Here is a 14,762-nt window from a genome sequence, read left to right as displayed (position 1 = left end):
GATGGTAACAGTACGGGAGCTATTTTGACTTATCACAGTGGTACACCAGCTACAGTGGGGAATGTACTGGCAAGTAGTACGGTAAGCCCCACGACTACGACTACCTATTATATTTTAGCTACTACCGCTCAGGGATGTACCGATGAGCTACCGGTTAGTGTTACGGTTAATGCAGTTCCTGATTTGAGTACTACGGCTACCCCCGAAATTTGTTTTGGTTCAGGTTTTGATCTTTCCACCATTAGTGTAACAGATGGTAACAGTACGGGAGCTATTTTGACTTATCACAGTGGTACACCAGCTACGGCGGGGAATGTACTGGCAAGTACTACAGTAAATCCGACAATTACGACTACCTATTATATTTTAGCCACGACAGGATCAGGATGTACCGATGAGTTACCGGTTAGTGTTACGGTTAATGCAGTTCCTGATTTGAGTACTACGGCTACCCCCGAAATTTGTTTTGGTTCAGGTTTTGATCTTTCCACCATTAGTGTAACAGATGGTAACAGTACGGGAGCTATTTTGACTTATCACAGTGGTACACCAGCTACAGTGGGGAATGTACTGGCAAGTAGTACGGTAAGCCCCACGACTACGACTACCTATTATATTTTAGCTACTACCGCTCAGGGATGTACCGATGAGCTACCGGTTAGTGTTACGGTTAATGCAGTTCCTGATTTGAGTACTACGGCTACCCCCGAAATTTGTGTTGGTTCAGGTTTAGATCTTTCCACCATTAGTGTAACAGATGGTAACAGTACGGGAGCTATTTTGACTTATCACAGTGGTACACCAGCTACGGCGGGGAATGTACTGGCAAGTAGTACGGTAAGCCCCACGACTACGACTACCTATTATATTTTAGCTACTACCGCTCAGGGATGTACCGATGAGCTACCGGTTAGTGTTACGGTTAATGCAGTTCCTGATTTGAGTACTACGGCTACCCCCGAAATTTGTGTTGGTTCAGGTTTAGATCTTTCCACCATTAGTGTAACAGATGGTAACAGTACGGGAGCTATTTTGACTTATCACAGTGGTACACCAGCTACGGCGGGGAATGTACTGGCAAGTAGTACGGTAAATCCGACAATTACGACTACCTATTATATTTTAGCTACTACCGCTCAGGGATGTACCGATGAGTTACCGGTTAGTGTTACGGTTAATGAATCGCCTATCGTTATAGCTAATACCACAACTACCGAAGTATGTGCCGGAGAAAGTGTTACCTTAACCGGAGGAGGTGCTACAAGCTATATTTGGGATAATGGAGTTACGAATGGGATATCCTTTGTTCCAACTACGACAGCTACTTATACAGTAACAGGTACAGATATAAATGGATGTGAAAATACCGCACAGATTATTATTACGGTAAATGAATTACCATCTGCAGTTACCATAATTGGCATGGATCCTGTTTGTTCAGGAGAATCCGCAGTTTTTACAATTATTGGTAATGCAGGAGATATAGTAACTTATACCACTAGTTTCAATAGTAATACGGCTATTATTGGAGTAGATGGCAGTGTAGATATAATTATTAATGAAGTTACTTTAGCTACTACTTTGAATGTAACTAATGTCAATAATCCGGTAACAGGCTGCGATTTGCCCTTGAATGGAGTGAGTGAGACAATAAATATAATTCCTTTTGAAGATAACGATAATGATGGAATTGGTGATTGTATGGATCCAGATCCGCTTGACCCTTGTATTCCTAATATTTGCGATACAGACAATGATGGAATCCCAGATAACGAAGAAATGCAAGATGACGATGATGATGGTGTTTTGGATAGTGAAGAGCCAAATAATTCAGATCCTAATGTAGAAGATGGATTAGAAATATATAATATAGTAACTCCAAACGGAGATGGTGACCATGATGTATTAATTATTAGAAATATTCAAAAATTTCCGGATAATCAATTACAAATCTTTAACAGATGGGGGGTTTTGGTATATGAAACCAAAGGATATGGGATTAATGGCAGGTTCTTTAAAGGTGAATCTGAAGGAAGAGCTACGATTAGTAGAGATCGCCAACTTCCTGTAGGGACATATTTTTATATCTTAACCTATCAAACGGAAGCAGGAGAAACTAAAAAGAGATCTGATTATCTATATATCAACAGATAAACAAAAAGAGATGGAAGTTAGGTCATACACAAAATCTGAAATGATAACCCCAAATTTAAAAATGAGGCATATATATGGTACGCTAATATTACTTTTTGTAATTATAAAACAAACCGTGGCACAACAAGATGCACAATATACGCAGTATGTATATAATACTATTAGTGTAAATCCAGCGTATGCAGGTTCGAGGGATGCGATTAGCATAACAGGGCTTTATAGAAACCAATGGGTTGGTATTGGGGGAGCTCCGGTAACTCAAACATTAAATATACACTCACCAATAGGTACAAGTGAAAAAATAGGATTGGGATTTTCTATCGTGAATGATAAGATTGGCCCTACTCAGGAAACATATTTTGATATTGATTTTTCTTATTCTATAGTGACCTCAGAAAAAGGAAAATTATCATTTGGTATCAAAGCAGGAGGACATTTGCTGGATGTTAATTTTGATCAATTAAACAAGTTTACAAATTCGGATATTTTGTTAGACACTAATATCGATAATAAATTTTCACCTAATGTTGGAGCTGGAATTTATTACCATACAATGAAATTTTATGCAGGCCTGTCTGCTCCCAATTTACTCAGAACAAAACATTTTAATGAGTCTTCTAATGATAATACAGCATCTTCCTTTTTGGCTGTAGAAAGGATTAACTATTATATTATTATGGGTTATGTGCTTGATATAAATGAAAATGTAAAAATGAAACCAGCTATATTAGGAAAAGTAGTTGGAGGATCCCCATTACAGATTGATGTTTCGTCAAATTTTTTGATTTATGACAAGTTTATTTTGGGATTAGCATATCGATGGAGTGCTGCGATAAGTGGGCATATTGGATTTCAGATATCTGACAATATGATGTTAGGTTTTGCTTATGACAGGGAAACTACGGTATTGGGTAATACAAAGTTTAATACAGGTTCCTATGAATTAGTTTTGCGTTATGAAATTTTTAAAAAACGCGAAAGAGTATTATATCCCAGATTCTTTTAAATCTAAATTTTAATGCTAAAAACATGAAAGGTTCCATTAAATATTTGTTTGTTTTATTTCTTGCTTGTTCAATAGCATCGATAACAGCACAAGAAAAATTAATCAAAAAGGCGCACAGTTTATTCAATACATTTGCATACGCTGAAGCTATAGAATCTTATAAAAAAATTATCAAAAAGGGTAATGGTACGCTAGAAGTATATAAAAAATTAGGAGATTGTTATTATTATAACTCTAATCTGAAGGACGGGGCAAGATGGTATCAAAAGATGTGGGATAGACAAAAGGAAATAGTCGAAGAAACTGAAGATACAGTACAACTACTGGAATATCAGTTACAAGAATCTCTTGATATACCGGTAGAATATTATTTTAAGACAGCGCACTCCTATAAATTTTTAAAAAAATATAATAAAGCAGATTCGATTATAAAACAATTAAAAGAAAAAAACATAGAAGACTCAAGAGTTAAACGGTTTTTAGAACAGCCTGACTATCTCGATAAAATTGACTCGAAATCAGGAAGATATATAATTGAAAATATACCGCAAAATTCTTTAGGAGTAGATTTTGCGCCCTCTTTTTATAAAGATCAAATTGTTTTTTCTTCTTCCAGAGCAGATAATAAGAGAAGAAAAAAAAGCCAATGGACCCAACAACCTTACTTAGATTTATACAAGTTTAAAAATCAAAATTCTTTAGAAACTACATACTCGCAGGTGTTTTCTGAAGCTATAAATTCTAGACTTCATGAGTCTACCTCTGCTTTTTCAAAAGAAGGAGACATTGTATATTTTACCAGGAATAATTTATTAGATTCAAAATCAGTAAAAGATTCAACAGGGATCATTCGTTTGAAAATTTATCAAGCCAGTTTAGATAAAAACCTAAAATGGTCAGAGATAAAAGAGTTGCCATTTAACAATGATGAGTATTCTGTAGCACATCCAGCATTAAATATCGATGGTACAAAAGTATATTTCGCTTCGGATATGCCGGGCGGTTATGGAATGTCTGATTTATATGAGGTAGAGATTAAGAGTGATGGAACGTTCGGGGCTCCAAAAAACCTTGGGGCAGACATTAACACTGAGGGCAGAGATACTTTTCCTTTTATGAGCCATTCAGGAACACTATATTTTGCTTCCGATGGACATCTTGGACTGGGGGGATTGGATATTTTTGCAGTAAAACTAGAAGGGGATGATAAAACTGTTTACAATGTAGGTAAACCTATAAATAGCTCTGCAGATGATATGACTTTTATTTTTGACGAGGATTCTAGAAAAGGCTATTTTGCATCTAATCGATCCGGAGGAAGAGGAAACGATGATATATACAGCTTTATTGAAACAACCCCTCTAATCACTAAATGTGAATGTAGTTTTAACGGAATAGTTGCCGACGGGAAATCAGGAAATATTTTGAACAATGCAAATATTGAAGTTAGAGATAGTAATAATATAATTGTGTTTGCAGGAAAAACTAATGAAAAAGGAGAAACATTTATAAATTTAGATTGTGGAGATAAAACTTATGAGATAACAGTGCAAAAAGAAGATTATGACCCGGTTGTTGAAAATATTAAAACAAGTAGGGACGATCTATTCCTGTACAGAACTATCAAATTGAAAAGTAATGTTCCGGAAAAAGGTATTGACCTTGCCAAACTTTTAAATCTAAAACCTATATATTTTGATTCCAACAAAGCTTTAATATTGAATGACTCTGCAAAGGAATTGGATAAAGTAATTGACTATATGAAGGAGTATTTATCCATAAAAATAGAGATAGGATCACATACAGACAGCAAAGGTAGCGATCGTTATAATATGAATCTTTCAGAAAGACGTGCAACATCCACGGCAAATTATGTTATTAGTAAAGGGGTAGATCCCTTACGTGTAAAAAGCAGGGGTTATGGAGAAACTGTTTTAATTAATCGATGTGAAAATGGGGTTAGATGTAGTAAAGATGAACATGCCCAAAACAGAAGAAGTGAGTTTATTGTAATTGAAAATTAAATTTTTAAGGAGTTGTTTTGAAAAAACCAGAGCATATTAAAAGATGCAAAAAATATTTATTCAGGTATTCAAATGTGCTTAAATACAGATCTGAATTTGAATAAAAAACGGAATTACGGTGCTAACTTTGGCGATACTCAATATAAATGAAACCATGCCTGTTTTGCATGGTTTTTAAGCGCAGAAATTTCGTTAAAAGCAGGTTTTTTGTATACTTTAAAAAAATCAAAACACTTATTTTTAGATAATTATAATATTTAACGATTTGTAGCCTATACCTTTTTTAGCAAATAACTTGAGAAAATCAATATTTCTTTTTTGGTGGCGTAGTTAAAAATCCCATTACCATTATTGTTCCAGGCATGAAACCTGAAGCCTTTATTTATATAAAAAGTCAATTCTTCTTCATTAGATCATGAAGAGGCTACATGTAAAGGCTAGCACCATTTTTGTTTTTTGTTAAAAAGATATATACCCTGTCTTTCAGTTTTTTGAAGCTACTTATTTCGCGCTATTTTTTTACAAAAGATTTGATAATGCTATCGATTTTTGTTTCTTCCTCATAGCCCTCCTCTTCCAATAAAAATTTATATAGTGGTTTATTGTTCACTTTTTCTTCTAATACAAGGTCTTTGTTGCGACCATATACTTTATCCCATTTGTTGCGAACCAAAGTCCATTTTTTTTCATTATCCTTCCACCATTGAACTGCTGCGACACAACGGCTATCGTCTACTTTTACGTAAGTATTGTATCCCTTTTCTTTGGCTAAAAGCACGTCTTCCTTACCATCTTTGCGAATGACTTTAGAATTGTCCTGATCGTGCAACCAACCATAATCCGTGATTTCTTGTCGATTACCTCGCATTAATAAGTTGTAGTCATTACGGGTAGTATATTCTCGTCTTGCCAAAGGTGCCGGAGTGGTATTTTCCCAATAGCTTTTTCCATCTACGTGTACCCAAGAAGCAGAACCTTCATATCGAGGACTATCATCCACTTGATACACTTTTTGCGTCCATTGACCTTTCACTTCAGAAGGTTTCAGCTTTTTGAACGTCCATTCATTATCTGCATTGTAGGTATATAAATCTGTATTTTCAAACAACCAGTCTTGTCGCCAGTGCTTTACAATCACAGGCTTAGCAGGGTTTCCTACTTGCAAAATATGTTGTATAGAAATTTTGTCGCTTTCGTCCCTTATTAAACCGGCCCATTCTAAACCTTTATCAATTTTTGTTTTCGAAGGCTTGTACAAAGAGTCATTGGAATAGTTAAAGGTTTCTGCAAAATTGAAGGTAACCTCATAGCATCCACACATTTTCTTAATGGCTTCAGCATCTTTTTTTTGTTTGCTTTGGGCAGTGCTTGTAAACACCACAGAAAGTAAAAATAAACTGTAAAATAGTGTTCTCATTGTTTCATTTTTTGGTTTTAAAATACAAAGCAAAAATAGTTATTCTTATTTAGAATAAATAAAAATAATTTATATATTTGCAATTATTAAGAATGATTCTAAATTAAATGAGATGCAATAATCTGATTATAAGTATTTTAATAATAGTATCTTTTAAAAAAATATTTTCTCAGGAAGTAAAAAATGATACGATGAGAACTACAAAGCTGAGCGAGGTAGTGGTTACTGCAACCCGTACATTTCGTCAACTTTCCTCTTTGCCGTTGCCTGTAACATTGGTTTCAAGAAAGCAAATTACTAACTCAGGGACTATTAGATTAAACGAAATTTTAAACGAACAAACGGGCATTATTACAGTACCGGATGAAAGTGGTTTTGAAGGTGTCCAAATCCAGGGAATTGCTTCAGATTATATCCTCATTCTAATAGATGGTGTACCCCTTGTTGGCCGAAGTGCTGGTAATTTTGATCTAAGCAGGCTTGCAGTAGGTAACATAAAGCAAATAGAAGTTGTAAAAGGGCCATCAAGCAGTTTATACGGTTCTGAGGCTTTGGGTGGTGTCATCAATATAATAACCGAAAAACCAGAAACCAAAACCTTAATAGGCAATCTATCCTATCGTATTGGTCGCTTTACCCAACAAGATATCAACTTTGATATACAACAACGTGTTAAAAAAATCAGATATGCCTTGTTTACAAATCGTTTTTCGAGCGAAGGTTACGACCTCAATCCAGAATTAGAAGGTCAAACCGTTAATCCATTTGAAAATTATACTATTAATGGAAAGGTGTTCCATGATTTTAACGATGATCTCACCCTGTTTTCGTCATTACGTTTTTATAACCAAACGCAAGAAACTGGATTTACCTTTAATGAAATGGCTTTTGAAGGAGATGCCGAGGAACAGGAATGGAACGCACACCTTAGACTGAACCAAAAATGGAACGATAACCTTAATACCCAGTATGAACTTTATTATACCAATTACAAGGCAAACGAACGTTTGGCAAGCCCTGTATCCAAACAAGTCCTTACTGATAGCGATTTTGACCAGAAATTATTACGACCAGAAGTTCGTGGCAATTACACTTTTGAAAAAGCAGGAACTTTAACAGCAGGCATTGGGTTTCAATATGATGAATTGGAAAGAACGTTTTTTGCCAAAAAAGTAACATTCAACTCACAATATGTGTATGCACAGTATGATGTAAATCCAGTCGAAAGGTTAAATGTTATTGTAGGTGGTCGTTTTGATAATCACTCCCAGTACAACAACCAATTTAGTCCTAAACTGGCAGTACGTTACAAACTAACTCATGACATTGCTTTAAAAGGCTCTGTTGGTTATGGCTTTAAAGCCCCGGATTTTAGACAACTCTACTTTGACTTTACAAACTCGACAGTAGGGTATACCGTATTGGGCTACAATGTTGCCATCGATAAGATAGAAGAACTACAGGCACAAGGTCAAATCCTGGATGTGGTAATTCCATTAAGGGAGTTGGATAATCCATTAAAAGCAGAAAGTTCCATTGGCTATAACTTGGGGATAAACCACAAAAAAGGTAGATGGAATACAGAACTCAATCTTTTTAGAAATGACTTTAAAAACGTAATAGACACCCGTATCATAGCACGTAAAACTAATGGGCAAAATGTATTTAGTTATGTCAATTTTGACAAGATATATACTACAGGGTTAGAATTAAACACCGATTATAAAATCAATAAAAATTTGAATATAGGGGCTGGATATCAATTGCTTTATGCCTTTGATAAAACTAAAGAAGAATTAGTTGAAAACGGTGAAGTATTTGCACGCGACCCGAAAACAAATCAAGCTGTGGCGATTAAAAAGAAAGACTATTTTGGGCTTGTCAACCGCTCACGGCACAACGCTAACTTCAAAATATTTTATGATATAGCCAACATAAAGGCTAATGTAAATCTTAGGCTTCTATATCGTAGTAAATACGCCCAATTTGATACTAACGGAAACGGTTTAATTGACAGCCACGACACCAGTTTTGTTGATGGGTTTTTAACAGCAAACATAACAGCAAGCAAAACATTTTATAATGATTTCAATTTACAAGTAGGGGCAAACAATCTACTTGATTACACAGATAAAAATATCCCCTCTCTGCCCGGGATCCAGGGGTACGTAAGACTTAATTATCAATTTTAACAATCAAATATAATTACTATGAAAATACAGAACACAACTAAAACCATCGCAATAGCTGCTTTATTTATAGGATTTATGTCCTGTAATAGCGATGATGATAACACCCCACAACCAGACCCTGTACAATCTAAGCAAGTGGTAAATCTGGCTGCGCCACAAACAGGCGGTCAGGGAACAGGACAAGATGTAGGCGGAAAATTCACAAAATTTGACTTTGAAACAGGAATGCAAACGACCAGCGATACAGATTGGGATATAGCTTTTAGAGGAACAACTATTGCTGTAAACGGGGGTGCACCCACCGGGACAGCAGATGAGCCAGTACGTAATGGAAACGCAGGTGCTGCTATAGCAACGGGTACATTTGCAAGCATTACAACAGCAGAAGGACTAACATTTGTGCAAGATGCTGCTGCGGTTTTTGCAATACCAACAGGTAGCGACAATGGGTGGTACAATTATAATTTTATGACCAACTTGATTACACCTATCCCAGGGAAAGTATTAGTATTTAGAACTAGAAACGACCGATATGCCAAAGTTGAAATTTTGAGTTATTATTTGAACCAAGACAGTTCAAACCCCGTCAATGGGCGAAATTATACATTCAATTATGTGTATAACCCCAACGCAGGCGAAAAATCTTTTGAATGAGTTTTGAAGGTTGAGTTACTGTTTTGAAAAGCTCACAATACTATCCGCATTATCAGCAGCTTTATAGATAAAATTAGCTTGGTATTGTACGACTGTAGTTATTGAAGAATGACGATATAATTTCTGCAACATTTGAATAAAGATTTTATCACCAGAAATGCTTCTGAAACGGTATCTGGCAATATACATACAGATATTTTTTCAGAGTTTTCAGAAAGGTTACAACGCTTCTTTTATGAATCCCGTATGATTTTTATGTGCTTACTAACACATAAATTTTGATTGTACCTATGTTGGATTAACAAATAAATTACGAACAAGAACTGTACTCAAATTATTTTTTCTTTTAATCGGCAAACCGCGAAGTGGTTATTTATGAACAATTTGAATGTTCTATACAATTTTTGCCACTTCGTGCCAATGCCGGACTCCTGCCTTTCCATATTTTTTTTTCTTCTTCAGATAATTCTGAACCCTCAACTACTTCTAAAAAATAGTTGACATTTCGTATCACCCTATATGATTTACCCCAAATCATTTCTAAGCCAAGAGAGGTTTTGAGCATCCCAATTGCAATGAAGCATCACGAATTACAAATATATTTGTTATCATTGGCTAATCGCAAAAAAACTAACAAGTACCGATAGCTTTTTATTTTTAATAAGCAACTGCATTTAAAACCAAAAGCGAGCAAAGAGATTGCGGTTTCTCAGACTTTTATTTTTCCGGAATATTCATGGAAAAAGAAAAAAAGAAGATAAAGACTATTGATTTTGATACAGTTTTGCAAAAACGAAAAAAAGAAAAAGAATTGAAATATTTGATTACAGCAAAAAAGAAACAATTTCAAAAAAATGTATATACCACAGTACTGGCTAAAGCACATCTTACCCTACAAAACAACTGGCGTATTGCTGCAGGAGAAATAAAACACGAAGGATTATTTCTTAACTATCATTATAAATGGTTTAATGGTTTTTGGTCATGGGATTTCTGGAAATATGCAGTAGGACTCTCTTACTACAATATTGACCTGGCTAAAAATCAAATGAGGGCTATGTTTGATTTTCAGGAAGAAGATGGTTTTATTGTTGATTGTATTTTTAGGGATACTTCTATTGAACCCCATAACTACCGTGATACCAAAACACCTTTATCAGCCTGGGCAGTTGCTAAAATTTTTGAAAAAGATAAAGACTTGGGTTTTATTCGAGAATTTTATCCTAAATTAAAAAAATATCATTATTGGTGGTATGCAAAACGAGATCATGACAAAGATGGGCTTTGTGAATATGGATCTACAGACGGTAGCTTAGAAGCAGCAAAATGGGAAAGTAGTATGGATAATGCCATTAGGTTTGATAACTCCAAAATCTTAAAAAACCAAAAAGAAGCGTACTCTTTGGATCAGGAAAGTGTGGATCTCAACGCATATTTGTATGCAGAAAAAATGTATCTCGTAACTTTGTCAAAAGCTTTGAATGAAAAAAATGATGCCGCACAATATCTGAAAGAAGCAGAAACGTTGAAAATAAAAATGCAAGAACAGTTCTATACCAAAATACTTTTTCAAACTATGTCTGCCGATCATCCCAGGTTTGATCCGTTAAAAGGATATTGGAGAAGCCCTAATTGGTTGGGTCAATCCTGTTTTGGCGTAAAAAGATTACGCAATTATGGATTCGGTAAAGAAGCAGATCAGGCTACTTTACAAATCCTTACCGGGGCAGAAGGGATATTAGAAAAAGGAAAAGCAATTCGAGAAAATTATCACCCAATAACAGGACAAAGGTTGCACGCACAAAATTTTAGTTGGAGTGCGGCCCACATTATAATGTTATTAACAAAAGAATAAGTAATGATGTATTCAATCCTACAGATAACAGCAAATCAAGCAGAACAAATATTACAACAATTGTACGATATTGAAGGGAAAGCTATATCACTTCCCGGAGAAATCGATTTTAACTTTAGAATTAAAATCAAAAATCAAGAAGGTTATATATTGAAAATATCACGACCCGATGAAGATGAAAATTACCTCGACTTTCAACAACAATTATTACAATATATAGATAATAAAAAGCATCTTATAGCTCCAAAAGTAATCAAGGATAGCAATGGAAATACTATTTCTGAAATTACAGATGCCCATGGTAATAAACGTAAAATACGGTTGTTATCCTGGATAAGTGGCAGAGTATGGAGTAGTGTAAACCCACAGTTGGATACATTACGATATAGTCTGGGTAAACAATGTGGATTGTTGACCAATGCTTTGCAAGGATTTGACCATGATAAAGCCCATCGGGAGTTTGTATGGGATGTAGCTCAATCTTTATGGACCAGGGAGTACTTGCATTTGTTTGAAGGCGAAGAAAAAAGTATTATTTCTTTTTTTCAAAATAGATTTGAGACCGTTCAGGATACTTATTCTATGCTCAGAAAAGCAGTGGTTCATAACGATACAAATGACAACAATGTTATTGTTTCCAGAGATTTGATCCACCCAAAAGTTAAAGCAGCAATAGATTATGGAGATGCAATACATACACAAATCATAAATGATGTAGCCATTGCCTGCGCTTATGCGATAATGAATTATAATGATCCGTTAGAAGCAGCTTTGCCAATACTACAAGGGTACCATTCCTCTTTTCCTTTAGGCGAAGATGAATTAAAACACCTGTACCTGTCTATAGCAATGCGCTTAGTAATTTCGGTAACCAAGTCTGCTATCAATAAAACCACAGAACCAGATAACAAATACCTATTAATTAGCGAAAAACCAGCATGGGAAGTATTGAGAAAATGGAAAAATATTAGCGAAGAGTATGCTTATTATAGTTTTAGAGAAGCCTGCAGATACACAGCACACCCCAATGAAAAGATGTTTGCATCCTGGGTAAAAAACAATACTTATTCTTTATCCAATCTATTCCCATCAGTACAAAAAAACGACGTTCATCTATTGGATTTAAGCGTATCCAGCAAATGGGTTGGACATCAACAAGAATTTAATGATTTAGAGCTATTTCAATTTAAAATTGATCGTCTTCAAAAGGAAAATCCAAACAAAATTATCGCAGGAGGATATCTGGAACCTAGAGCTTTATATACCTCAAATACCTACGATAAGGAAGGAAATAGCGGGAGAGAAAGCAGAACAATCCATCTTGGAATAGATTTTTGGCTACCTGCAAACACTCCTGTTCACACATTATTGGACGGAGAAGTTGTAACAGCATTTAACCATGCAGGAGATAAAAATTATGGAGGATTAATTATACTTAAACATAAAAAAGAATCTATAGTATTTTATACACTGTACGGGCATTTGACTATAGATAGCGTTATGCAAAAACAGCATGGTGATATCCTGAAAAAAGGAGAATGTATTGGATACCTTGGAGATCCAGCTCAAAATGGAAATTGGGCACCACATTTACATTTTCAGATCATGCATTCTATGTTAGACCATACCATAGATTTTCCTGGAGTAGCATATTACAATCAATTAGCAGTATGGAGGGGAATATGTCCGGATCCAAATTCTTTGTTCAAATTAAAAGAGCTAAACCCGAAAAATGATATTACTAACCAAGAGTTGATCTCTTATAGAAAAAAACACTTGGGTAAAAGTTTGAGTTTGCAGTATAAAGTACCTGTTAAAATGGTACGTGGATCGGGGCAATATCTCATGGATCAATATGGTAAAAAATATCTGGATACAGTAAATAATGTAGCTCATGTAGGACATGAAAATTATGCCGTGGTCAAAGCCGGTCAAGAACAAATGGCTTTGATTAATACCAATTCTCGCTATTTGCACGATAATATTAATGAATTGGCAAAAGAACTTATAGAAACTCTGCCACCAGAATTAAATGTATTACACTTTGTTAATTCAGGAAGCGAAGCCAACGAATTGGCTGTTAGAATGGTAAAGGCAGTAACAGGGGAGCGGGATATCATAGCTTCAGAAATTGGTTACCACGGAAATGCCAATATGTGTATTGATATTAGTTCTTACAAATTTGATGGTAAAGGAGGTAATGGAGCACCAGAGCACACCCAAATATTTCCGTTGCCAGATGCTTACCGGGGAAAATATAGAGGAAAAAACACCGGAGCACAATATGCTCTGGAAGTTCAAAAATGTATTGATACTATACATAAAAAAGGAAGAGGCGTTGGCGCCTTTATCATAGAACCTATTATAAGTTGTGGCGGTCAGATTGAATTACCAGATGGATTTTTGCCAAAAGCTTATGAATATACCCGGGCAGCAGGAGGATTATGCATTTCTGATGAAGTGCAGGTAGGATGCGGAAGAGTAGGAAAAACTTTTTGGGGATTTCAGTTGTATGATGTGGTTCCGGATATTGTAACCATTGGCAAACCTTTGGGTAATGGGCATCCATTGGCTGCTGTTGCCTGTACACAAAAAGTAGCAGATAAATTTGCTAATGGGATGGAGTATTTTAACACTTTTGGAGGAAACCCGGTTTCCTCGGCTATTGGAGCCAAAGTTATTAAAACAGTAAAACAGGATAAACTACAACAACATGCCTTAGAGATAGGAGAATTTTTAAAAGAAGAACTGAAAAAATTAGCCGCAAAATACCCAATTATAGGAGATGTTCGTGGACAAGGATTATTTCTGGGTTTTGAACTGGCAGATGATAATATGAACCCTTTGGCAGAGCAAGCAGATTATCTGGCAAATAGAATAAAAGATCATGGAATTTTAATGAGCATAGACGGCCCGGATCACAATGTTTTGAAAATTAAGCCCCCAATGGTTTTTGATAAAGAAAATGCACAAGAATTGATTTTTTATCTCGATAAAGTATTTTCTGAAGATTATATGCAAAGTATCAAAAAAAGCAAGTCATGATACAGAGCTCAAAATATATAAACATAATATTGGTAATAATAGGGATATATGTCTGTAATAAACAACCTTTACAGCCAGTTGCAGAGCAAAAAAAATATTTTAACCATCAAATATTTGAAGAAAATAAGCTATCACCCAGAGCTACTTTTTTTGGCTTTGAATCTGAAAAGATAAAACATAAAGAAAAGTCAAAAAGGTTTTTAAACTTAAATGAAGATTGAAAATTCAATTGGATAAAAGATCCAATGTTGTTTAGTTAGGGGTTTAAACTATTGATTTAAAGATTATTAATGGTGTGTTTCTGCCTGCACCGGAATGACAAAATAATCAAAACACAATACCTTCTGCTTGTTATTCCGGCAATTTGTCATCCTATGTTTGTATAGGGTTTAAATTTCAATAATGATTTACTTTG

Annotated in this window: 9 protein-coding genes; 8 read left to right on the top strand and 1 reads right to left on the bottom strand. The window is 35.2% G+C overall.

Annotated elements, in window-relative coordinates; genetic code table 11:
* From ACZIYX_RS22450 to ACZIYX_RS22440, 3 genes are all read left to right on the top strand, one after another.
* Positions 1-2,154 (top strand): gliding motility-associated C-terminal domain-containing protein (locus ACZIYX_RS22450; RefSeq protein ID WP_462684504.1); only part of this gene is annotated, 2,154 nt, incomplete at its 5' end.
* 61 nt (positions 2,155-2,215) lie between these two features.
* Complete coding sequence (locus ACZIYX_RS22445) at positions 2,216-3,160, top strand: PorP/SprF family type IX secretion system membrane protein (RefSeq protein ID WP_462684503.1); 945 nt, start codon at positions 2,216-2,218, stop codon at positions 3,158-3,160.
* A 23-nt stretch (positions 3,161-3,183) separates the two neighbouring features.
* On the top strand, positions 3,184-5,184 hold the full coding sequence (locus ACZIYX_RS22440; RefSeq protein ID WP_462684502.1) for an OmpA family protein: 2,001 nt from the start codon (positions 3,184-3,186) through the stop codon (positions 5,182-5,184).
* 511 nt (positions 5,185-5,695) lie between these two features.
* On the opposite strand, the gene ACZIYX_RS22435 is transcribed toward ACZIYX_RS22440, so the two are convergent.
* Positions 5,696-6,601 (bottom strand): DUF6607 family protein, encoded by a 906-nt coding sequence (locus tag ACZIYX_RS22435; protein ID WP_462684501.1) that lies wholly within the window; start codon positions 6,599-6,601, stop codon positions 5,696-5,698.
* A gap of 191 nt (positions 6,602-6,792) precedes the next feature.
* Between ACZIYX_RS22435 and ACZIYX_RS22430 the strand changes: the two genes are divergently transcribed.
* The 5 genes from ACZIYX_RS22430 (at position 6,793) to ACZIYX_RS22410 (ending at position 14,568) form a co-directional block, all read left to right on the top strand.
* Complete coding sequence (locus tag ACZIYX_RS22430; protein WP_462684500.1) at positions 6,793-8,793, top strand: TonB-dependent receptor plug domain-containing protein; 2,001 nt, start codon at positions 6,793-6,795, stop codon at positions 8,791-8,793.
* Between the two features lie 18 nt (positions 8,794-8,811).
* Positions 8,812-9,447, top strand: coding sequence for an HmuY family protein (locus ACZIYX_RS22425; protein ID WP_462684499.1), 636 nt, complete (start codon positions 8,812-8,814; stop codon positions 9,445-9,447).
* Between the two features lie 736 nt (positions 9,448-10,183).
* Positions 10,184-11,302, top strand: a complete 1,119-nt coding sequence (locus ACZIYX_RS22420) for an MGH1-like glycoside hydrolase domain-containing protein (protein WP_462684498.1) — start codon at positions 10,184-10,186, stop codon at positions 11,300-11,302.
* A 3-nt stretch (positions 11,303-11,305) separates the two neighbouring features.
* A complete protein-coding gene (locus tag ACZIYX_RS22415; protein WP_462684497.1) occupies positions 11,306-14,347 on the top strand; it encodes an aminotransferase class III-fold pyridoxal phosphate-dependent enzyme in 3,042 nt (1,013 codons plus the stop codon).
* Positions 14,344-14,568: a hypothetical protein gene (locus ACZIYX_RS22410; protein ID WP_462684496.1), complete on the top strand. Its 225-nt coding sequence runs from the start codon at positions 14,344-14,346 to the stop codon at positions 14,566-14,568. The genes ACZIYX_RS22415 and ACZIYX_RS22410 overlap by 4 nt, the downstream gene beginning before the upstream one ends.
* Positions 14,569-14,762: the final 194 nt, after the last annotated feature.

It is taken from the genome of Aquimarina sp., from assembly GCF_977115655.1.
The sequence above is the reverse complement of the archived record's forward strand: the minus strand, read 5'-3'. Positions and strand labels throughout refer to the sequence as shown.

Bases quoted from the DNA above. Each gene is read 5' to 3' on its own strand.
- ACZIYX_RS22445 (WP_462684503.1), top strand. From the start codon at position 2,216: ATGAGGCATATATATGGTACGCTAATATTACTTTTTGTAATTATAAAA.
- ACZIYX_RS22420 (WP_462684498.1), top strand. From the start codon at position 10,184: ATGGAAAAAGAAAAAAAGAAGATAAAGACTATTGATTTTGATACAGTT.
- ACZIYX_RS22425 (WP_462684499.1), top strand. From the start codon at position 8,812: ATGAAAATACAGAACACAACTAAAACCATCGCAATAGCTGCTTTATTT.
- ACZIYX_RS22410 (WP_462684496.1), top strand. From the start codon at position 14,344: ATGATACAGAGCTCAAAATATATAAACATAATATTGGTAATAATAGGG.
- ACZIYX_RS22440 (WP_462684502.1), top strand. From the start codon at position 3,184: ATGAAAGGTTCCATTAAATATTTGTTTGTTTTATTTCTTGCTTGTTCA.
- ACZIYX_RS22435 (WP_462684501.1), bottom strand. From the start codon at position 6,601: ATGAGAACACTATTTTACAGTTTATTTTTACTTTCTGTGGTGTTTACA.
- ACZIYX_RS22415 (WP_462684497.1), top strand. From the start codon at position 11,306: ATGATGTATTCAATCCTACAGATAACAGCAAATCAAGCAGAACAAATA.
- ACZIYX_RS22430 (WP_462684500.1), top strand. From the start codon at position 6,793: ATGAGAACTACAAAGCTGAGCGAGGTAGTGGTTACTGCAACCCGTACA.